The sequence below is a fragment of the Amycolatopsis sp. cg13 genome, assembly GCF_041346965.1.
Classification (GTDB): Bacteria; Actinomycetota; Actinomycetes; order Mycobacteriales; family Pseudonocardiaceae; genus Amycolatopsis.
Window position 1 is genome coordinate 8,521,356 of record NZ_CP166848.1, and the last position, 18,294, is coordinate 8,539,649.

An 18,294-nucleotide genomic window follows, 5' to 3' on the forward strand; every position below is an offset into this window, starting at 1 on the left:
TGAACCGAAAACCGGCAGCCAGCGAGAATCAGGCCTGTTTGGTCTTCTCGACCGGCAGCTCGCCCACCGGGCATTCGGCGACGCCGACGGTGCTGCGCGTGAGGGCTTCGACGTTCTCCTGAGCCTTCTGCGCGTCGGTGACCCACGTGCGGTAGAACTCGAACGGGCAGTCCGCGACGCCCTTGTCACCGTCACCGGCCGCGTGCACGCCCGAGTAACCGCGGTGCAGCAGCTTGAAGAGGTGGTTCTGTGACTGGTCGTACTCGCGTGCGTCGCGAATCGCCGAAAGCGACAGCTGGGCGAATTGGATGCCGTATTCCTCCTCGCCGGTTTCGCCGAGCGTCCGGCCGTCGAAGCCGATGATCGAGGAGTGCCCGAAATACGAGTACACGCCGTCGAATCCGGCCGCGTTGGCGACCGCGACGTAGCAGTTGTTGGCCCAGGCCATGGCTTTCGCCATCAGCACCTGCTGGTCCTTCGCCGGGTACATGTAGCCCTGGCAGCGGACGATCAGTTCGGCGCCCTTCATCGCGCAATCCCGCCAGATTTCCGGGTAATTGCCGTCGTCGCAGATGATCAGCGAGATCTTCAGGCCCTTCGGACCGTCCGTGACGTACGTCTGGTCGCCCGGGTACCAGCCCTCGATCGGGCACCACGGCAGGATTTTCCGGTACTTCTGCACGATCTCGCCGTGGTTGTCGATCAGCACCAAGGTGTTGTACGGCGGCTTGTTCGGGTGGTCCTCGTGCTGTTCGCCGGTGATCGAGAAAACGCCCCAGGTGTCGGCCTCGCGGCAGGCGGCGGAGAAGATCGCGGTCTCCTCGCCGGGGACGGTCGCGGCGGTGTCGTACATTTCCTGCTCGTCGTACATGATTCCCTGCGTCGAGTACTCGGGGAACACGACGAGGTCCATTCCGGGCAGGCCGCTCTTCATGCCGACCACCATGTCGGCGATCTTGCGCGCGTTGTCCAGCACCTCGGCCTTCGAATGCAGCCGCGGCATCTTGTAGTTCACGACCGCGATGCCGACCGTGTCCGGGCTCGAGGAAATGTCACCGTGTCGCATGGGATTTCTCCTTCTGATGGGATGGTCAGGCCGCGGCCGCCGCGCGGTCGCGGACGGAGCGGGGCTGGCCGCGGAACCCGAGCACCGCGGCGAGAGCGACGAGCAGGACGGCGACCGCTGCCGCGATGAGCGCGGCGGCCCCGGTGGAGCGGTAGCCGCCGGTGAGCGCGAGGAACGCGGGCAGCGTGCAGGTCGGCTGGCTCAACAGGACAGTCGTCCAGCCGGTGAACCGGGTCAGCTCCTCGCGGCCGAGCCCGAGCACGAGGAAGAACAGGCCCCACAGCAGAGCCCAGGAAAGCCAGATGACGCCGAACACCGGATCGTGCTGCCGCCAGAACGCGATGCCGGCGTAGACGATCGCGGCGCCCGCGACGAACAGCGAGAACCAGCCGATGCCCTCGGGTTCGAGCCCGGCGAGATTCGCGATGCCGACGTACAGATAGGTGAAGCCGAACAGGAACAGCCCGGACGCGCCGAGGATCGCTTCGGAATCCCCGTGCGCCTGGACGATCAGCACCGTCGGCGTCACGCACTGCAGCCCGCCCACGAACAGATTCAGCGCGGCGGCCGACCGGGCGGGCACTCGCCCGAGCAGCATCAGCCCGTTGACCAGCAGTACCGCCCCGACGTAGAGCAGGCCGACGTTGTTCATCGCACGCTCCTCAGTTGGTACCAGATGAAATACTGTCAAGTGAAAATAAATGGCCGGCGGGCGGCCGTCAAGACCGGGGCAGGACGGGTCAGAGCCGGGTGATCGGATCGAAGTCGCAGCCGCTCGCGGCGGCGAGGTGCACGTGCTGCGCGGCTTGCTGGCCGTGGAATTCGACGGTGCCGCGCGGTCCGTCGTAGGCGACGCCGTCGATGGCGGCGTTCAGTGCGCGCATGTCCGGAGTGCCGGCGCGGCGGGCGAGTTCGGCGAGCGTATGCAAGCCCTCGTAACAGGATTCGGCCGCGTTGTTGAGCGGCGGCGCGGCCGGGCCGTGCAGGTGGACGTAGCGGCCGAGCAGGTCCATCGCGTCCGCGGTGACCAGGGAACGGAAGTACGCGGCGGAGGCGAAGAGGTTGCGGGTCGCCTCGGCTCCGCTGGCGAGCAGCATGTTTTCTTCCATCAGCGGGCTGAAGCGCAGCATCTGCTCGTGGAGGCCGCGCGCGGCGAACTGGCGGTTGAATCGCACCGCGTCTTGTCCGACGAACAGCATGAGAACGCCGTCGCACGCGGAAGTTTCGACCCGGCGGACAAGCCGTGCCATGTCACCGGAACCGAGTCCGACGAACGCTTCGCCGGCGATCTGGAGATCAAGTTCCCTTGCGTAGCGCCGGATCGCGTCCGCGGAACCGCGCGGCCACACGTAATCGTCGCCCGCCACGAACCAGCTGCGCGCGCCGCAGTTGTCGCGCAGCCACCGCAGCGCGGGTTGGATCTGCACGCGCGGGACTTCGCCGGAACAGTAGATGCCAGAACGGCTTTCGCCGCCTTCGTAGAGCGACGTGTACACGTACGGCACGCGGTCGGCGAGGACCGGCGCGAGCGCGTTGCGGACTGAGGAAATGTGCCAACCGGTGACCGCGTCGATCTCGCCCGCGTCGACCAGGCGGCGCACGGACGACGCGACCTGCGCGGGAGGGGCGCCGCCGTCGACGACTTCCAGCGTCACCTCGCGGCCGAGGATTCCGCCCGCGTCGTTGAGTTCCCGGACCGCGAGTTCGCTGATCGCCTCGCACGAAGGCCCGAAAAGGCCCGCCGGTCCCTGCAGCGGGACGACCAGCGCGACGCGCAACGCGCTCGCGCGGCTGGCGACTCCGAGTCCCATGCCGGCTCCGGGCTTCTTTGCCGGTTGACTTGCTTCCATTTGGAAGTCTTACAATGCGGAGGCATTTGCGCAAGGGCGGGAACGAGGGCGGGCGGATGAGGCAGGCACAGGCGGCCGAGGCGTCGTTGATCCGCGCCCTCACCCGCACCGCACGCGCGGTCACTCTGCGGATCGAGCCGCTGCTCAAGGAAGAGGGGCTGTCCCTCGACGGCTGGCTGGTGCTCGACGCGCTCGCCGCGGGTGACGGCCTCACGATGACCGAACTCGCCGGGCATACGCTGGTCACCGGGCCGACGTTGACTCGGGTGGTCGACCGGCTGGTCACCACTGCGGCGGCGTACCGCGAGGTCGACGCGGAGGACCGGCGGCGGGTCCGGGTGTATCTCGCGCCGCGCGGACGCAGCGCGCATCAGCGGGCGACGGCGAAGCTCGGCGAGCTGGGGAAAGAGCTGGATCCGGCGGGGAGTGTGCTGGCGGCTCTCGTGAGTGTTGATCCCGGTTAGAACCGTGATTGCCGCGCACGAGGGTGGCGGGCTGGGCTCGTGAGTGGCAAAGCCGGTTAGAACCGGCTTTGCCACTCACGACGACGCTGGCCCAGCACCTTGATCAGCTCGTCCTTGCGTTCGGCCACCTCGGCGTGGCTGCCCATGATCCCCACCGCGGCGACGGTTCGGCCGTCCTCGACCACGGAGACTGACACGCCGTCCGCCTCGGTCGAAGCGCTGGGCGCGGCGACCAAGCCCTCGGCGCGGATCCGCGTCAGGTCCTGCACGAAACGCTCGACCAGTTCGGCGTCCGTGGGCGGCAGCGCGCCGATCTGCGGCCACAGATCGCGGTTTTCCATGGCTGCCAACAAGATCCAGCCGGTCGACGTGCGGATCGGCGAGCGGCGCACGAAGCCTTCGGCGAGGTAGGCGTAGCGCGGGTCGTGCGAGGCGTAGTCGACGTAATAAAGGTCGCTGCCCACCATGATCGCCAGCACCGCGGTCATCCCGGTTTCCTCGTGCAGCGCTTCGAGATCCTCGTGCGACACCGTCGTCACGGTGGGGCGGCCGACGAGGCGGACGAGCAGGAACGGGGCCGGGCCGAGGGAGTAGCGGCGGTCGTGCTCGTCGAGGTAACCGGTGGCGACGAGGCCGTTGACCAGGCCCTGGATCGAGCTCATCGGCGCGTCGAGCTCGCGCGCGAACTCGGTGAGCGTGACCCCGTTCCGGGAGCGCGCGGCCCGCTCCAGGATGGTCGACACCCGGTCGATCATCCGGTGGTGCGGCCTCGGGCGGCCGTCCGGCGTGGGGTGCGTCGGCATCGGTGCTTTCTCTCCTCGGGTGATCGGGAACTCTACCCGGACCTGCAGGTTGCGTAAATACGTATTTCGATGCCAGTATGCGTAGCGAGGAGGTGCGCTCGTGAGCATGCCACTGGACGGTGTCGTCGTCGCGGATTTCAGCCGGGTGCTGGCCGGGCCGCTGGCGTGCGTGAACCTGGCCGACCTCGGGGCGACGGTGATCAAGGTCGAGCGGCCCGGTTCCGGGGACGACACCCGCGGCTGGGGACCGCCGTGGACCGGAAACTCCAGCTCGTACTTCGAATGCGCGAACCGGTCCAAGCAGTCCGTGGTGCTCGACCTCGGCGATCCGGACGACCTGGTCTTGGCGCGCGAACTCGCACAACGCGCCGACGTGCTCGTGGAGAACTTCCGGTCCGGCGCGCTGGGGCGGCGCGGGCTCGACTACGAATCCGTCCGCGTGGGTAATCCCGGCATTGTGTACTGCTCGGTTTCCGGCTTCGGCGGCGACGCGGATCTGCCCGGCTACGACTTCCTCGTGCAAGCGATGGGCGGCTTGATGAGCATCACCGGCACCGACGAACCGGCGAAGGTCGGCGTCGCGCTTGTCGACGTGCTTGCCGCGAAGGACGCCACCATCGGCATTCTCGCCGCGTTGCGAGCCCGCGAGCAGACCGGACGCGGGCAGCGGGTCGAGGTGAATCTGCTGTCCAGTTTGCTCGGTTCGATGGCCAACCAGGCTTCGTCATATCTCACGACCGGACGTGCGCCGGGCCGGATGGGCAACTCGCATCCGTCGATCGCGCCGTACGAAACGTTGCGCTGCAAGGACGATGTGCTCGCGCTGGCTTGCGGCAACGACGGGCAGTTCCGTCGGCTGGCCGAGGTGCTGGGCGTTCCGGAACTGGCCGACGACGAGCGGTTCGCGACGAATGCCGAGCGCGTCCGCAATCGTCCGGAGTTGAGAGCTGCGCTCGAAAAGCAACTCGGCACCGACACCGTGGTCGCTTGGGCCGTGCGGCTGACCGAAGTCGGCGTGCCCGCCGGGCCGGTCGGCGATCTCGCGGACGGGTTCAAGCTCGCGGAATCGCTCGGTCTCGCGCCCACCGTGCCGGTCGGCGACTCGCCGCCCCAGGTCCGCCATCCGATCGGCTATTCGGACACGCCGGTCGCCCGCTACACCGCCCCGCCCCGGCTGGGGCAGCACAGCGACGAGATTCGCCGCTGGCTCGCAGAGGAGAAGAAATGAGCGCCACGAAGTCCCTGCCGCCGCTGGATCCCCGCGACCCCGCCGGGCTCGGCGACCTGTTCACCGAAGACGAGAAGGCGATCGCGGCCGCGGTCCGCCGGGTCTGCTCCGAGCGGATCGACCCGTACGTCGGCGACTGGTTCGAGCGCGGCGAGCTGCCCGACGTCCGCGGTCTGGCCAAGGACCTGGGGTCGCTCGGGGTGCTCGGCATGCACCTGGAGGGCTACGGCTGCGCGGGGATGTCGGCGACCGAGTACGGGCTCGCGTGCCTGGAGCTGGAGGCGAGCGACTCGGGCATCCGCTCGCTGGTGTCGGTGCAGGGCTCGCTCGCGATGTTCGCGATCTGGAAGTGGGGTTCGGAGGAGCAGAAGCAGCAGTGGCTGCCGTCGATGGCGGCGGGCGAGGCGATCGGCTGCTTCGGGCTGACCGAACCGGACGCCGGATCGGATCCGGGCAGCATGCGCACCCGCGCGCGGCGCGACGGTGACGACTGGGTGCTCGACGGCCGGAAGATGTGGATTACCAACGGAAGTGTCGCCGACGTCGCCGTGGTGTGGGCGCAGACCGACAAGGGCGTGCGCGGTTTCGTGGTGCCCACCGACACGCCGGGCTTCTCGGCGCCGGAGATCAAGCACAAGCTGTCGTTGCGCGCTTCGATCACCAGCGAACTCGTTCTCGACGGCGTGCGGCTGCCCGCGGACGCGGTGCTCCCGGAGGTCACCGGGCTGAAGGGGCCGTTGAGCTGTCTTAACGAGGCCCGCTTCGGCATTGTCTGGGGTTCGGTCGGCGCGGCGCGTTCTTGCTTGCAGGCAGCGATGTCCTACGCGGAGGACCGCACGCAGTTCGGGAAGCCGATCTCCGCGTTCCAGCTGACGCAGCAGAAACTTGTCGACATGACGCTCGAGTACACGAAGGCGTTGCTGCTCGCGATCCACTTGGGACGGCGCAAGGACGCCGGGGTGCTGCGTCCGGAACAGGTGAGCCTCGGCAAGCTGAACAACGTCCGCGAGGCGATCGAGATCTGCCGCACCGCCCGTACGATCCTCGGGGCGAACGGGATTTCGCTGGAGTACCCGGTGATCCGGCACATGAACAACCTCGAATCCGTGCTCACCTACGAGGGCACCGTCGAGATGCACACGCTGGTGGTCGGTCAGGCGATCACCGGGCAGTCCGCTTTCCGCTGAGGTTTCCGGCGAGGGACGGCCATGGCCGCCAGCGCGGCGGCCGCAGCGAGCATGCCGAGCCCGGCGAGCGTCCAGCCGAGGAAGCCGAACGTCAGCACCAGCGGGACCAGCACGATCGGCCCGGTGATGCGCGCGAGCGCGGTGCTGGTGGCGAACAGCGCTTGGTATTGGCCCTGATGTCCTTCGGGGGCAAGGCTGAACGCGAGGTGCCAGGCACCGGCGGAGGCGGTCGTTTCGGCGACGGTGAGCAAGAGCGCACCCACTAGCGCCAGGACCACCGGGTGCTCGGAGGCGCCGAGCGAGCCAAAGACGGAACAGGCGGCGATCAGGAAGATTCCGGCTACGGCAAGGGATCGGCGGGCCGTGCGGGCGTCGCGGACCTGTCGGCTGATCGGCAGTTGGAGGAGTACGACGAGGACGGTGTTGGCCAGCAGCACCACCGCGGAAGTCCATTGTGGAGCGGCGCTGCGCGTGACTATCCACAGTGGAAGGGTGACGCTGAGGATCGGCATGGTCAGCTGAGTGATCGCGGCCAGCAGCGTCAGGGTGACATAGCGGCGGTCGCGCAAGGCTGGCCAGCCGGTCTGGCGTTCGGTGGGTGCGTCTGGTCCGGCGTGCAGATACAAAGCGGTGGCGAAGATGAACAATCCGGCGTCGACGAGGAAAACAGTGACCGCGTTGGTTCCGGCGGCCAGGACGAGCGCGCCCAGTCCGGAGCCCGCGCCGATGCCGATGTTGACGGCGGTGTGCAGCAATGCGCGGGCCCGGACGCGGCCTTCGGGAGCCACGACGGTGGCGACGACGGCCTGGCGGCCCGCCGCGAGCGCGCTCTGCCCGCAGGCGAAGAGCGCGCACGCGGCGATGTACAGCGGAACAGTGTGCGCGACGGCGAACAGCAGCAGGCCCGCGACCGCGGCGACGGTCGCCGCGGCGAGTGCCCGGCGGGCGCCGATCCGGTCCAGCAGCGTCCCGAACGGAACGGTGGTGGTCAGGCTCGTCGCGGCGCCGAGCGAGAGCCCGAGCGCCACGATTCCCGCCGGCAGGCCGACCCGGGTGGTGAAGTGGACGGCGGACACGGCCAGCACCGCGCCGTCGCCCGCCGAGGTCAGGGCTTGTGCGGTGGCGAGCCGCCGGATCGCCGTGCGCGCGCTGGTCATGCCGGGCTGACCGACCAGCAGCGGGTCGACACGCCGACCGTGTTCCACATGTTGATCGCGGTGATGAGCGCGATCACCGCCGCCGCGCCTTCCTCGCCGAGTGCCTTGACGGCGTCGGAAACGGTCGACTCGGGCACGTGCGTTTCGGAGAGGCGCGTGACGTCCTCGGTGAGCGCGAACGCGGCCCGCTCGGCCGCGGTGAACAGGCCCGATTCCGCCCAGACCGCGAGCGCGTCGACCCGCTGAGCCGTGACGCCTTCCTTGCGCGCGGCCTGCGAGTGCATGTCGACGCAGTACGCGCAGCCGTTGATCTGGGAGGCGCGGAGGCGGACTAGTTCGCGCAGGCCCGGCTCGATGCCGGCGTGGTCGAGCTGCTGGGTCGCGGCGTCGTCCAAAGTGCTCATCGCACGGGAGAAAATCGGGGCCAGTGCGTCGAAATCGAGGCGCTGGGGGATCGGGACCAGAGTGGGGTTCGTCGTTGCCATGGACCTAGATTAGGTCGCCAATGGACCGAGTTCCCGGCCAATCTGTCGCTAGGAACTCAGTCCATTTGCCAGCGCGTCGGCGGCCAGGGTGAGGGCGCGGGCGGCCCGGGCGGACGACACCGCGCCGTAGCCGATGACGACCCCGGCGCGGTCCGGATTGCCGCCGGGCGCGCGGTAGTCGGCGAGTCCTTCGAGAGCGACGCCGAACTGGCGCGCGGCGGCGAGGGTGCGTTCTTCGGCGGCCGCGTTCGGGAGTTCGACCAGGCATTGGAGACCGGCGGCGAGACCGCCCGGCCGCAGGTCTGGCGAGCGCTCGGCGAGGAGTTGGGCGAACAGCTCGCGGCGGGTCCGGAAGGTGGCCCGGCGCCGGCGGACGGCGCGGTCGTACTCGTGGGAGTCGAGGAAGCGCGCGAGGACCTGCTGGTGCAGCCCGCTGGGCGTGACGCCGCTGAGGGTGCGCTGGCGGAGCAGTTCGGGGAAAAGCTCGGGCGGGGCCACCGCCCACGCGACGCCGACGGCCGGGGCGAGGGCTTTGCTCGACGTGCCCAGGTAGACGACCCGATCCGGCGCGAGGGCCTGGAGCGCGCCGATGCTGCGGCGGTCGTAGCGGAACTCGCCGTCGTAGTCGTCCTCCAGGATCAGCGCGTCGCGGGCGTTCGCCCATTCGACCGCGGCCCGGCGGCGTTCCGGGGAAAGCGGCACTCCGGTGGGGAATTGGTGGGCCGGGGTGAGGAAGACCGCGTCCGCCGGGGTGTCCGCGAGGTCGGCGCCGTCGGAGTCGACCGGGATCGCGACGATCTCCAGCCCGGACTCGGCGATGATGCGCCGGTGCCGTTCGTGCCCGAACTCCTCGACGGCGATCCGCTTGCCGCCGCGTGCGCGAATGCTTCGGCAGGTCAACGAAAGCAGGTCGCCGAAGCCGCTGCCGATCAGGAGTTCCGCCGCGGTGACCGCCACGCCGCGCGTCCGGGCGAGGTACCCGGCGAGGGTGTCGCGGAGTTCGGTCGCTCCTTCTGGCGGCGCGTAGGCGAATGCGGAGACCGGCATTTCCGACAGCGCTCGCCGGGTTTGCGCGCTCCATTGGCTGCGCGGGAAATCTCCCGCGTCGGCGAGACCGCCGCGAAGCTCGTACTCCGGCGGCGATTGTCGTTGGGCTGCAACTGGTTGTGTCTGCCGAGGGAAGCCAGCGATCCACGTTCCGGCTCCGACGCGGCTCTCCAGCCAGCCTTCGGCGGCGAGCCGCGAGTAGACCTCGGAAACAGTGCTGCGGGCGATGCCGAGATCGGTGGCGAGTGCGCGGGAGGCGGGCAGGCGGGTGCCTACCGGAAGGCGACCGTCGACGACCGCCGCGCGCAGGGCGGTTTCGAGCGCGTGCGCGGGGCGGGTCGTGGAGACGGGCAGGTAGAGGTCGAGACCCTCGGCCACCGATGCGCGCTTCATGGCCGGACTCTAGCCTGGCGCGTCCACAGTGGGCGGACGTCAGCTGAGCAGGGCTTCGATTTCGCGGTACCGCGCGGGGGAGACCGTCTTTCGTCCGGCGGCCGCGGCCAACGGGACGGTGCCGAGATCGGTGCCGCGCAGCGCGACCATGACCCCGGACTCGCCCGCGTGCACCGCGTCAGCCGCGCGGAGGCCGAATCGGGTGCCAAGTTCGCGGTCAGCGGCGGTAGGCCGTCCGCCGTCCTGGCTCACCGCGACCGCGCGGGCTTCCTTGCCGGTGTGCCGGGAAATCTCCTCGGACAGCCACGCGGCGACGCCGTTCGGCACCGGGGATCCTTGCGGGAGCGCGCCTTCGGCGATCACGACGATCGGGGCTCGGCCGCGTTCGAACCGGCGCGTCACCCGCGCCAGTACCTGGTCGAGGTCGAACGGGTGCTCCGGCCCGACGATCACGTCCGCGCCGCCCGCCAGCCCGGCGTGCAGGGCGATCCAGCCGGAATCCCGGCCGGAGACCTCGACGACCAGCGCGCGCTCGTGCGATTCGGCCGTGGTGCGGCACCGGTCGAGCGCGTCGGCGGCGATCTGCACCGCGGTGTCGAAGCCGAAGGTCGCGTCGGTCGCCATGACGTCGTTGCGGATCGTCGCGGGAACGACGACGACCTGGACTCCGTCGGCGGCGAGTTTCGCTGCCCCCGCAACGGCATCCTCCCCGCCGAGCACGACCAGCGCGTCGAGACCGTGCAGCGAATCGCCCGGCTTGACCGGGCCGTGCGAGGAGCCGAGAAGCGGACGGTTCCGGGTCAAGGTCTCGTCGATTTCACGCGGCCCGATCGGCACGGTGCGGTTCTCCCGCAGCCCTGCCCACCCGTCCCGGATGCCGACGATTTCCCAGCCGTACACCTGAATGCCTTTGCGAGCGAAGGCCCGGACCACCGCGTTCGATCCGGGGCAGTCGAGGTCGCCGGTCAGCATGCCGATCCGCATGCGGCGAGAGTGGCATGACTGAATCGATGAAGCAAGCGGGATGCGGAAACGCCCGGCAGGTTCCACCCGGCCGGGCGTTTCCGTTCTCTTTAGTGGACTTTCGCGGGGATTACCGTCGCGGACCGGGGTCGCTGAAGCTGGGACGGCCGGTCTCGTTGTGCCCGGCGAACCGGCGCAGGTAGCCCGGCGCGGCCGGGTCGGTCAGCGAGATGTCGAACCAACCGAACGCGGACGCCGTTTCGCACGGGACCCGCCGGGTTTCGCCGGGGCCGAGCACGATCGTCCGGGCGGCACTGCGGCTGTAGTCGTTGCGCAGCTTGAGCTTCCGGCGCTGGCGGCCCGGGTTCGTGACGGTCAGCGTGAGCAGCGGGGCACCGTAGTTGTTGGTGGACACCGAAACCTCGGGCTCACTGGTGTCCGCCGTGGTGCCGGTGAACTGCGCGAGGTAACCGTTCGCGCCGGTCACGCGAAGGTTGTAGTTGCCGTGCTCGTCGGTGCCCGGCGCGCCTTCCCAGATGTCGCTGACGGTGTCGTGCGCGGCGACCGTGTAGCGGCGGGGCGAATCGCCGTGCGCGTAAACGTAGAAGTACGCGCCCGCGGTGCCGTTGTTGGTGAACTGCACCGAAATCGAGTGCCCGTCGCGCTTCCCGGCGACCTCGGAGGTGAACCGGTACGGCAGCGCCCGCGCGGGGCGGACGCCCGGCTCCTGAGTCGGCATCGTCTGCGGCAGCTTCACCGAGAACGGCTGGTTCTTGCTGGGCAGCGGGGTCGGCGTCGGCGTCGCGACCGGTTTGGTCTGCGGGCGGGAGAAGTCGAACGCCGAGGTGAGGTCGCCGCAGACGGAACGGCGCCACGCGCTGATGTTCGGCTCCGCCACCCCGAACCGGGCTTCGAGGAAGCGCAGCACCGAGGTGTGGTCGAAGGTTTCCGAGCAGACCCAGCCGCCGCGCGACCACGGCGACACGACGAGCATCGGCACGCGGGAACCGAGCCCCGCCGGGTGCTTGCCGGTCAGCGGGACGCCGGCCGGTCCGCCGCCGGTGCCCTTCGGGAGCTTGTCGAAGTCGAGCGTCTCGTCGGGGAGGCTCGCCGCGAGCGACCGGGAGACGAGACCGTCCGTGCCCGGCCGGTTGACCAGCGGCGGCATCGGCGGGACGACGTGGTCGAAGAGTCCGTCGTTCTCGTCGTAGTTGATGAAGAAGACGGTCTTGCTCCACACCTCGGGGTTGGAGACGAGCGCGTCGAGGACGAGGTTCAGGTAGTACGCGCCGTCGCTGGCGGACGCGGCCGCGTGCTCGCTGTACTTGTACGGCGGGACGATCCAGGTGACCTGCGGCAAGGTGCCTGCCTGCACGTCGGCGCGGAACTCCTTGAGCGTGTGCGTCGAAACGCCCTGCTCGACCAGCGGCCCGGACGCGCCTTCCTGACGGTGGTACTTCGCGAAGAACTCGAGCGAGTTGTCGGTGTAGTTGTCCGTCGGCTCGCCGGGAATGCCGCTGCCGCCCTGGTAAAGCTTCCAGCTCACGCCCGCCTGCTGCAGGCGCTCGGGGTAAGTCGTCCAGCTGTAGCCGTTGGTGTCCGGCCGCTCCCAGAGCCCAGGCCCGTTCTGCTTGCTGCCAAGGCGGTTCTGCGTGTCGATGGTGCCGGACCACAGAAGGATCCGGTTCGGTGCGGTGTCCGCCGGGACGGAGCAGTGGTAGGCGTCGCAGATGGTGAACGCCTCGGCGAGCGCGTAGTGATACGGCAGCTCGGACCGCTGCTGGTAGGTCATGGTGAACACGTCCTGCTTCTCGTTCACCCAGCCGTCGTAGCGCCCGCCGTTCCAGAGCGGCTCGCCACTGCCCCAGCCGTGGTGCGTGCCGGCGATGTGCTCGCTGGTGCGCAGCGCGTCGAGCGGGAACGGCAGCACGTACTCAGCGTCGTTGGGCAGCCCGCGCCCGTTGTATCCGGCAGTGCGCACCTTCGCCGGCGGCTGGTAGAACACCGGCCGCCCGTTGGGCAGCAGGTGCGGCCGGGGGTCGCCGTAGCCGCGCACGCCGCGCATGGTGCCGAAGTAGTGGTCGAAGGACCGGTTCTCCTGCATGAGGACGACGACGTGCTGGACGTCCTCGATGGTGCCCGACCGGCGGGCCGGTTCGACCGCGAGAGCCTTCCCGATAGACCCGGGCAGCAGCCCGCTGGCCGCCGCGCCGGCCAGCGAAGCCCCCGCCATGCCGAGAAAATTCCGGCGACTCGTACCCGCCATGGTTCGTTCCTCCACGTGTTCGCGGCGAGACAACGGTCACCCGGATTTACCGGCCGCCGCCCGCCCGGGTGAGAGCATGAACGAGGAGAGTGTCCCGGATCTGGCGCGCGGGTGAATACTTCCGCCGGGGGAAACTGAGGCCAGACTTGAAGCAAGACTGGCAAAAGGACGCAAGCTCGGCAGGCGAAACCAGGCGGCCGCACGAGGATGGACGAAGTGACGACGTTGCGAGCCGACCTGACCGCGTTGTTCGAGGCCGCCGGGCTGACCGACGTCGAGGTCGATGCGGCGGTCGCGAACGAGCATGTCCGCTCCGCCGCTTACCGTCGCGTTATCTCAGCGAGCGGCGGGGCGGATCGGCGGGAGCTGGCCGCGGTGCTGGTGCGGGATCCGGAACCGCTGACGGCCAAAACGGCGGTGGTGGAGCTGGTCGACCACCTCGCGGGGGAGACCGCCGATCCGGCGGAGTTCCTTCGGCGGGCGGCGGAAATCGTCGAGGAGGCGGGCCGGCTCGCACCAGCGAAGGACCGCGAGTTCGTCCGGCAGCGGGTGCGGGATTGGGAATTGTGGCTGGAGACCGAAAACGGCCGGGTCTTGGACGTCGCCGACCTGGAATCGGCGAGCGACTGGATGCAGCGGCGGCTGGCCGACTTCTCCGCTTCGCGGCAGGTGCTGGCATTGCTGGCTGAGCACGGCCGCACCAAACGGATCCGGAACACCGCAGCCTCCCAGAAACCCACGACGCCCTAACCCCGACGAAGCTGGCGGCGCATCGCTGACGACGGTCACTCAGAGGGACAGGCTTCGGCTTCCTCGACCAGTTCGACTAGCTCCGCGATGTTCTGGCGGGCGCCCTCGTGGCCCGGATACCACTTTTCGACCGCGTCCGGCAGCTTCTCCCGGATCACCTTCATGATCTCGGCGCCCTGCTCCGCGCTGTAGCTGCTCAGGGCGATGAACGCGTAACCCCCGGCCACGAACTCGCGCAGGTCCGCGGCCAGCGCCTGATCCTCGACCTCGTCGGCGATGAACTCGAGAACCTGAAGGAGCATGCCGCGAGAGGGATTCCAGTCAAGGAAGCCCAAGTCGCGCTTGCCGAGAGGATTGATGACGAACACAGCGGACACGGGTCACCTCATGAGCTTCTGGACGTGCCGGGGGCCTCTTCGGCTTGCGCTCAGGAGACCGTTCTCCCCGGATGTTCCCAAAAATCACGAACGGCCTGCCAATGAATATCATCGACAGGCCGGGTGACCAGAACAAACACTGTGGGCGATACTGGGATCGAACCAGTGACCTCTTCGGTGTGAACGAAGCGCTCTCCCCCTGAGCTAATCGCCCGTTGTGCAACGCACCAGCCTGGGGTGGACTGGAGTGCGCGATACTGGGATTGAACCAGTGACCTCTTCCGTGTCAGGGAAGCGCTCTCCCGCTGAGCTAATCGCGCTTGCTGCTGTGCAACGTGTCGTAAACATTAGCGGACGCCTCGGCGACGTCTGACAGGGGGCCCGGTTTCGCTGCCCGCGCTGGTCACTGTCCTGCGTGGACAGTCATGCGCACGCCTTCGGCCAGCCGGTACGGGCGGGTGTCGACGATGGCGCCCAGCAGGCGGCGCAGGCGGGATACCTCGGCGCGGACGGTGACGAGGTGTTCGGCGTCTCCGTAGAGGGCGTGGCTCAGCGCGACCGCGGACAGGCCGTCGCGGCCGGCCTTCTCCAGGCGGACCAGGATTTCCGCGTGTCGTTTGGTGATCGGGCGGCGCCAGCCGGTGTCGCCTGCTTGCAGGCTGAGCAGGGGAGCGGGCGTGAGGTCCAGGTCGAGGCGGACGGTGCGGGCGGTGTCGGCGGGGCGGACGAGCCAGCCGTCGGCGATGGGTTCGGGGAGGCAGGCTCCGAGGCCGGGGACGGCGACGACCTGGCCGGTTTGGGGGGCGGCGATGCGTTCGCCCGCGGAGACGCCGACGCTGTGCGCGACCCAGCCGTCCTCGTCCACGACCAGGGCGGGGCCGGAGGACAGGACAGGTTCAGCCATTTGGCGCAGTCGTTCGAGGCGTTGGCGATGCGTGCGCCACAGTTCGGATTCGGCCAGCCGTTTGCCGGTTTCGACCAGTGCGCCGATCGCCGGATGCAGGGTCAGGGCGGGGCCGCTGATGTCGATGACGCCCAGCAGTTCGCCGGTGCGCGGGTCGTGGATCGGCGAGGCGGTGCAGTACCACGGGTGCTGGTTCTGCTCGAAGTGTTCGCCGGCGAGCAGTTCGATGGGCGCGGCTTCGGCGAGCGCGGTGCCGATCGCGTTGGTGCCGACGCGGGATTCGGTCCATTCGGAGCCTTCGGTGAAGCCCAGCGTGTCCGCTTTGCGCCGGACGGCGGACGAGCCTTCGCGCCACAGGATGATGCCGTCCGCGTCGGTGACTACCAGGAGCATGTGCGCCGAATCGGACGTCGCGCCGACGACCTGGCGGAGGTCTTCGATGACGTGCCGCAGCGGCGAGCCGTGCCTGCGGCGTTCGACCTCGTCGCCGGGCACCGAATCGCGGGCGTTCATCCCGTCGGCGGTGAGGCCGAGGCTCAGCACGCGGGACCAGGAGCGCGAGACGAGCGGGCGCGGCGGCACGGCGGGGCGGCTGCCGCCGATGACGGCTTCGTGCATGCGGACGAGGTCGCGGGCGTGGGTGGGCAGGTTGCGGCCCGGAGGCACCGCACTGTGCACCACCACAGTCACCTCCCGCACCGTCGCGTTAGCCGCCCAGCATAGGTGACCTGCGCCGATGTTTCCATGCAGCGGGCGCGTGCAACTCGCTGCAACCCTTGCCGCGCCCGTCGCCCGGGGAGTGTGATCGGCGCTACACCACGACAGCGACGTCCGAGGAGTAGCGATGACACAGACAGTCGACCGGATCGCGGAGGCGAGTACGCCGCAGGCCCGGGTCGAGGACTGGCTGGCCCGGTTCGAGGCCGCGCTGACCGCCCGCGACGTCGAGGCCGCCGCGGCGTTGTTCGCCGTCGATTCCTACTGGCGCGACTTGGTTTCGTTCACCTGGAACCTCAAGACCGTCGAGGGCCGGGACGGCGTCGCCGGGCTGCTCGGCGGCTGTCTGGAAGCGACTGATCCGAGCGGATTCCGCACCAGCGAACCCGCCACTGAAAGCGACGGCGTCACCGAGGCGTGGATCGAGTTCGAGACCGCCGCCGGACGCGCGAAAGGGCATTTGCGGCTGAAGGAAGAGGGCGCGTGGACGCTGCTCACCAGCCTGCGCGAGCTGAAGGGTTTCGAGGAGTCGCAGCGGGAACGGCGGCCCAAGGGCGTCGAGCACGGCGTGGTGCGCGGCCGCCGGTCCTGGGCGGAGAAACGGGCCGAGGAGCAGGAGACGCTCGGCTACGGCCAGCAGCCCTACGTCGTCGTGATCGGCGGCGGGCAGGGCGGGATCGCGCTCGGCGCCCGGCTGCGCCAGCTCGGCGTGCCCTCGCTGGTGGTGGAGCGCAACGACCGGCCCGGCGATTCGTGGCGCAAGCGGTACAAGAACCTCTGCCTGCACGACCCGGTATGGTACGACCACCTGCCTTACCTGCCGTTCCCGGAGAACTGGCCGGTGTTCGCGCCGAAGGACAAGATCGCGGACTGGCTGGAGATGTACACGCGCTTGATGGAGGTGCCGTACTGGACGCGCTCGGCGGTCACCTCCGCGGTGTGGGATGACGACGCGAAGCAGTGGCATGTCAAGGTGGACCGTGACGGCGAAGAAGTGGTTCTGACGCCGAAGCACGTGGTGTTCGCGACCGGGATGTCCGGCAAGCCGAATCTGCCGTCGTTCCCCGGAATGGACGAGTTCGAGGGCGACCAGCACCACTCGTCGCAGCACCCCGGGCCGGACGCGTACGCGGGCAAGAAGGCGGTCGTCGTCGGCTCGAACAACTCGGCGCACGACATCTGCGCGGCGCTGTGGGAGCACGGCGCGGACGTGACGATGGTGCAGCGCTCGTCCACGCACATCGTGAAGTCGGATTCGCTGATGGACCTGGGCCTCGGCGACCTGTACTCGGAGCGCGCGCTGGCCGCGGGCGTCACCACCGAGAAGGCCGACCTGATCTTCGCGTCGATCCCGTACCGGATCATGCCGGAGTTCCAGATCCCGGTGTACCAAGCGATCCACGAGCGCGACGCGGACTTCTACGCCCGGCTCGAGGCGGCGGGCTTCAAACACGACTGGGGCGACGACGGTTCCGGCCTGTTCATGAAGTACCTGCGCCGCGGCTCCGGCTACTACATCGACGTCGGCGCTTCGGAGCTCGTCGCCGACGGCAGCATCAAGCTCGCGCACGGCCAGGTCGACCACCTGACCGCGAACTCGGTGGTGCTGTCGGACGGCACCGAGCTGGAAGCCGACGTCGTCGTCTACGCGACCGGCTACGGCTCGATGAACGGCTGGGTCGCCGACCTGGTCGGGCAGGAAACCGCGGACCGGGTCGGCAAATGCTGGGGCCTCGGCTCGGAAACGACCAAGGACCCGGGTCCGTGGGAGGGCGAGCAGCGCAACATGTGGAAGCCCACCCAGCAGGAGGGATTGTGGTTCCACGGCGGGAATCTGCACCAGTCCCGGCATTACTCGCTGTATCTGGCGCTGCAGCTGAAGGCTCGGTTCGAAGGCCTTGAGACGCCGGTGTACGGGCTGCAGGACGTGCATCACCTGTCTTGACGTTGTTGGGAAACCCGGTGGCTGCCTTGGCGGTCACCGGGTTTTTTCTTGCAGGCCGGCCAGGACGACGCGCATTCCCTCGGCGAACTCGGTTTCCGGATCGCTCACCGTGGCGGCCTCCGCGATTTCGAGGAGCCCGGCGAACTGGTCTTGATGCAGTTCCGCGATCCGGTCGGCGGTCTCGGCTTCGTCCGCGTCGCGCGACAGCGGACCGGCCAGTTCGGCCTGGGCGCAGCCGATGACGAAAGCGGAAACCGTGCGGAAGGCGACCAGCAGCTCGGCTCCGGAGCGTCCGCTGCGGGCGAGTGCGCGAACCAGGGCCTCGGCCGGCCGGAGCGTTGTCAGGTCGAAGCTGCGGCGGGTCAGGATCAGCGGGATGGCGTGCGGATGCGCCCGCACCGCCCGCCACATTCCCTCGGCGACCGCGTGCACGTCGGCGACCCAGTCGTCGGACGGATCCGGCCAGGTCGCCTCTGCCATCACGGCTTCGGTGACGAGCTGCTCCAGCCCGTCCCGGCCGTCGACGTAGTTGTAGATCGTCATCGGCCCGGTGCCCAGTTCGGTCGCGAGGCTGCGCATCGTCAGGCCGTCCAGTCCGCCGGCGTCGACGAGTGCGAGCGCGGCGGCCTGCAGCCGGTCGCGCGTGAACTTCCGCGGTGCGGGCATGATTCTCCTTGATTAAGTACAAGGTA

General features: G+C 69.1%; 17 protein-coding genes and 2 tRNA genes. 5 read left to right on the forward strand and 14 right to left on the reverse strand.

The window, feature by feature from the left end; translation table 11 throughout:
* Positions 1-28 precede the first annotated feature (28 nt).
* From AB5I40_RS39905 to AB5I40_RS39915, 3 genes are all read right to left on the reverse strand, one after another.
* The gene (locus AB5I40_RS39905; protein ID WP_370935322.1) at positions 29-1,066 is read right to left on the reverse strand and encodes an aliphatic amidase; all 1,038 of its coding nucleotides are present in this window, start codon (positions 1,064-1,066) and stop codon (positions 29-31) included.
* Positions 1,067-1,091: 25 nt separating this feature from the next.
* Entirely contained in the window at positions 1,092-1,718 is a 627-nt protein-coding gene (locus AB5I40_RS39910) for an AmiS/UreI family transporter (protein WP_370935323.1), read from the reverse strand.
* An 88-nt stretch (positions 1,719-1,806) separates the two neighbouring features.
* The gene (locus AB5I40_RS39915; RefSeq protein WP_370935324.1) at positions 1,807-2,877 is read right to left on the reverse strand and encodes a substrate-binding domain-containing protein; all 1,071 of its coding nucleotides are present in this window, start codon (positions 2,875-2,877) and stop codon (positions 1,807-1,809) included.
* A 95-nt stretch (positions 2,878-2,972) separates the two neighbouring features.
* Between AB5I40_RS39915 and AB5I40_RS39920 the strand changes: the two genes are divergently transcribed.
* On the forward strand, positions 2,973-3,380 hold the full coding sequence (locus AB5I40_RS39920) for a MarR family winged helix-turn-helix transcriptional regulator (protein ID WP_370935325.1): 408 nt from the start codon (positions 2,973-2,975) through the stop codon (positions 3,378-3,380).
* Positions 3,381-3,436: 56 nt separating this feature from the next.
* Here the strand turns inward: AB5I40_RS39920 and AB5I40_RS39925 are convergent, their stop codons facing one another.
* On the reverse strand, positions 3,437-4,183 hold the full coding sequence (locus tag AB5I40_RS39925; RefSeq protein WP_370935326.1) for a helix-turn-helix domain-containing protein: 747 nt from the start codon (positions 4,181-4,183) through the stop codon (positions 3,437-3,439).
* Positions 4,184-4,289: 106 nt separating this feature from the next.
* Between AB5I40_RS39925 and AB5I40_RS39930 the strand changes: the two genes are divergently transcribed.
* Positions 4,290-5,411 carry a CaiB/BaiF CoA transferase family protein gene (locus AB5I40_RS39930; protein WP_370940703.1) on the forward strand — a complete coding sequence of 374 codons (1,122 nt, stop codon included), beginning with the start codon at positions 4,290-4,292 and terminating at the stop codon, positions 5,409-5,411.
* Positions 5,408-6,598 (forward strand): acyl-CoA dehydrogenase family protein, encoded by a 1,191-nt coding sequence (locus AB5I40_RS39935; protein WP_370935327.1) that lies wholly within the window; start codon positions 5,408-5,410, stop codon positions 6,596-6,598. The genes AB5I40_RS39930 and AB5I40_RS39935 overlap by 4 nt, the downstream gene beginning before the upstream one ends.
* On the opposite strand, the gene AB5I40_RS39940 is transcribed toward AB5I40_RS39935, so the two are convergent.
* The 5 genes from AB5I40_RS39940 to AB5I40_RS39960 form a co-directional block, all read right to left on the reverse strand.
* The gene (locus AB5I40_RS39940; protein ID WP_370935328.1) at positions 6,565-7,755 is read right to left on the reverse strand and encodes an MFS transporter; all 1,191 of its coding nucleotides are present in this window, start codon (positions 7,753-7,755) and stop codon (positions 6,565-6,567) included. The two genes, AB5I40_RS39935 and AB5I40_RS39940, sit on opposite strands and share 34 nt — an antisense overlap.
* Positions 7,752-8,240 carry a carboxymuconolactone decarboxylase family protein gene (locus AB5I40_RS39945; protein ID WP_370935329.1) on the reverse strand — a complete coding sequence of 163 codons (489 nt, stop codon included), beginning with the start codon at positions 8,238-8,240 and terminating at the stop codon, positions 7,752-7,754. The genes AB5I40_RS39940 and AB5I40_RS39945 overlap by 4 nt, the downstream gene beginning before the upstream one ends.
* A 48-nt stretch (positions 8,241-8,288) precedes the next feature.
* Entirely contained in the window at positions 8,289-9,680 is a 1,392-nt protein-coding gene (locus AB5I40_RS39950) for a PLP-dependent aminotransferase family protein (RefSeq protein ID WP_370935330.1), read from the reverse strand.
* A gap of 39 nt (positions 9,681-9,719) precedes the next feature.
* A complete protein-coding gene (locus AB5I40_RS39955; RefSeq protein ID WP_370935331.1) occupies positions 9,720-10,664 on the reverse strand; it encodes an ATP-dependent 6-phosphofructokinase in 945 nt (314 codons plus the stop codon).
* A 109-nt stretch (positions 10,665-10,773) separates the two neighbouring features.
* A complete protein-coding gene (locus tag AB5I40_RS39960; RefSeq protein WP_370935332.1) occupies positions 10,774-12,909 on the reverse strand; it encodes a phosphocholine-specific phospholipase C in 2,136 nt (711 codons plus the stop codon).
* Between the two features lie 207 nt (positions 12,910-13,116).
* Between AB5I40_RS39960 and AB5I40_RS39965 the strand changes: the two genes are divergently transcribed.
* Positions 13,117-13,659, forward strand: coding sequence for a hypothetical protein (locus AB5I40_RS39965; protein WP_370935333.1), 543 nt, complete (start codon positions 13,117-13,119; stop codon positions 13,657-13,659).
* A 35-nt stretch (positions 13,660-13,694) separates the two neighbouring features.
* Here AB5I40_RS39965 and AB5I40_RS39970 read toward each other — a convergent pair whose 3' ends face one another.
* The 4 genes from AB5I40_RS39970 to AB5I40_RS39985 all read right to left on the reverse strand — a co-directional run bounded on the left by AB5I40_RS39970 (position 13,695) and on the right by AB5I40_RS39985 (position 15,630).
* Positions 13,695-14,036: a hypothetical protein gene (locus tag AB5I40_RS39970; protein WP_370935334.1), complete on the reverse strand. Its 342-nt coding sequence runs from the start codon at positions 14,034-14,036 to the stop codon at positions 13,695-13,697.
* Between the two features lie 142 nt (positions 14,037-14,178).
* Positions 14,179-14,250: transfer RNA gene (locus AB5I40_RS39975), tRNA-Val, on the reverse strand.
* 34 nt (positions 14,251-14,284) lie between these two features.
* A tRNA-Val gene (locus tag AB5I40_RS39980) sits at positions 14,285-14,356 on the reverse strand.
* Positions 14,357-14,439: 83 nt separating this feature from the next.
* Positions 14,440-15,630, reverse strand: coding sequence for a transcriptional regulator (locus tag AB5I40_RS39985; protein ID WP_370935335.1), 1,191 nt, complete (start codon positions 15,628-15,630; stop codon positions 14,440-14,442).
* A gap of 154 nt (positions 15,631-15,784) precedes the next feature.
* On the opposite strand from AB5I40_RS39985, the gene AB5I40_RS39990 reads away from it, so the two are divergent.
* A complete protein-coding gene (locus tag AB5I40_RS39990) occupies positions 15,785-17,602 on the forward strand; it encodes an NAD(P)-binding domain-containing protein (RefSeq protein WP_370935336.1) in 1,818 nt (605 codons plus the stop codon).
* Positions 17,603-17,635: 33 nt separating this feature from the next.
* Here the strand turns inward: AB5I40_RS39990 and AB5I40_RS39995 are convergent, their stop codons facing one another.
* The gene (locus AB5I40_RS39995; RefSeq protein WP_370935337.1) at positions 17,636-18,268 is read right to left on the reverse strand and encodes a TetR/AcrR family transcriptional regulator; all 633 of its coding nucleotides are present in this window, start codon (positions 18,266-18,268) and stop codon (positions 17,636-17,638) included.
* Between the last annotated feature and the right edge of the window lie 26 nt (positions 18,269-18,294).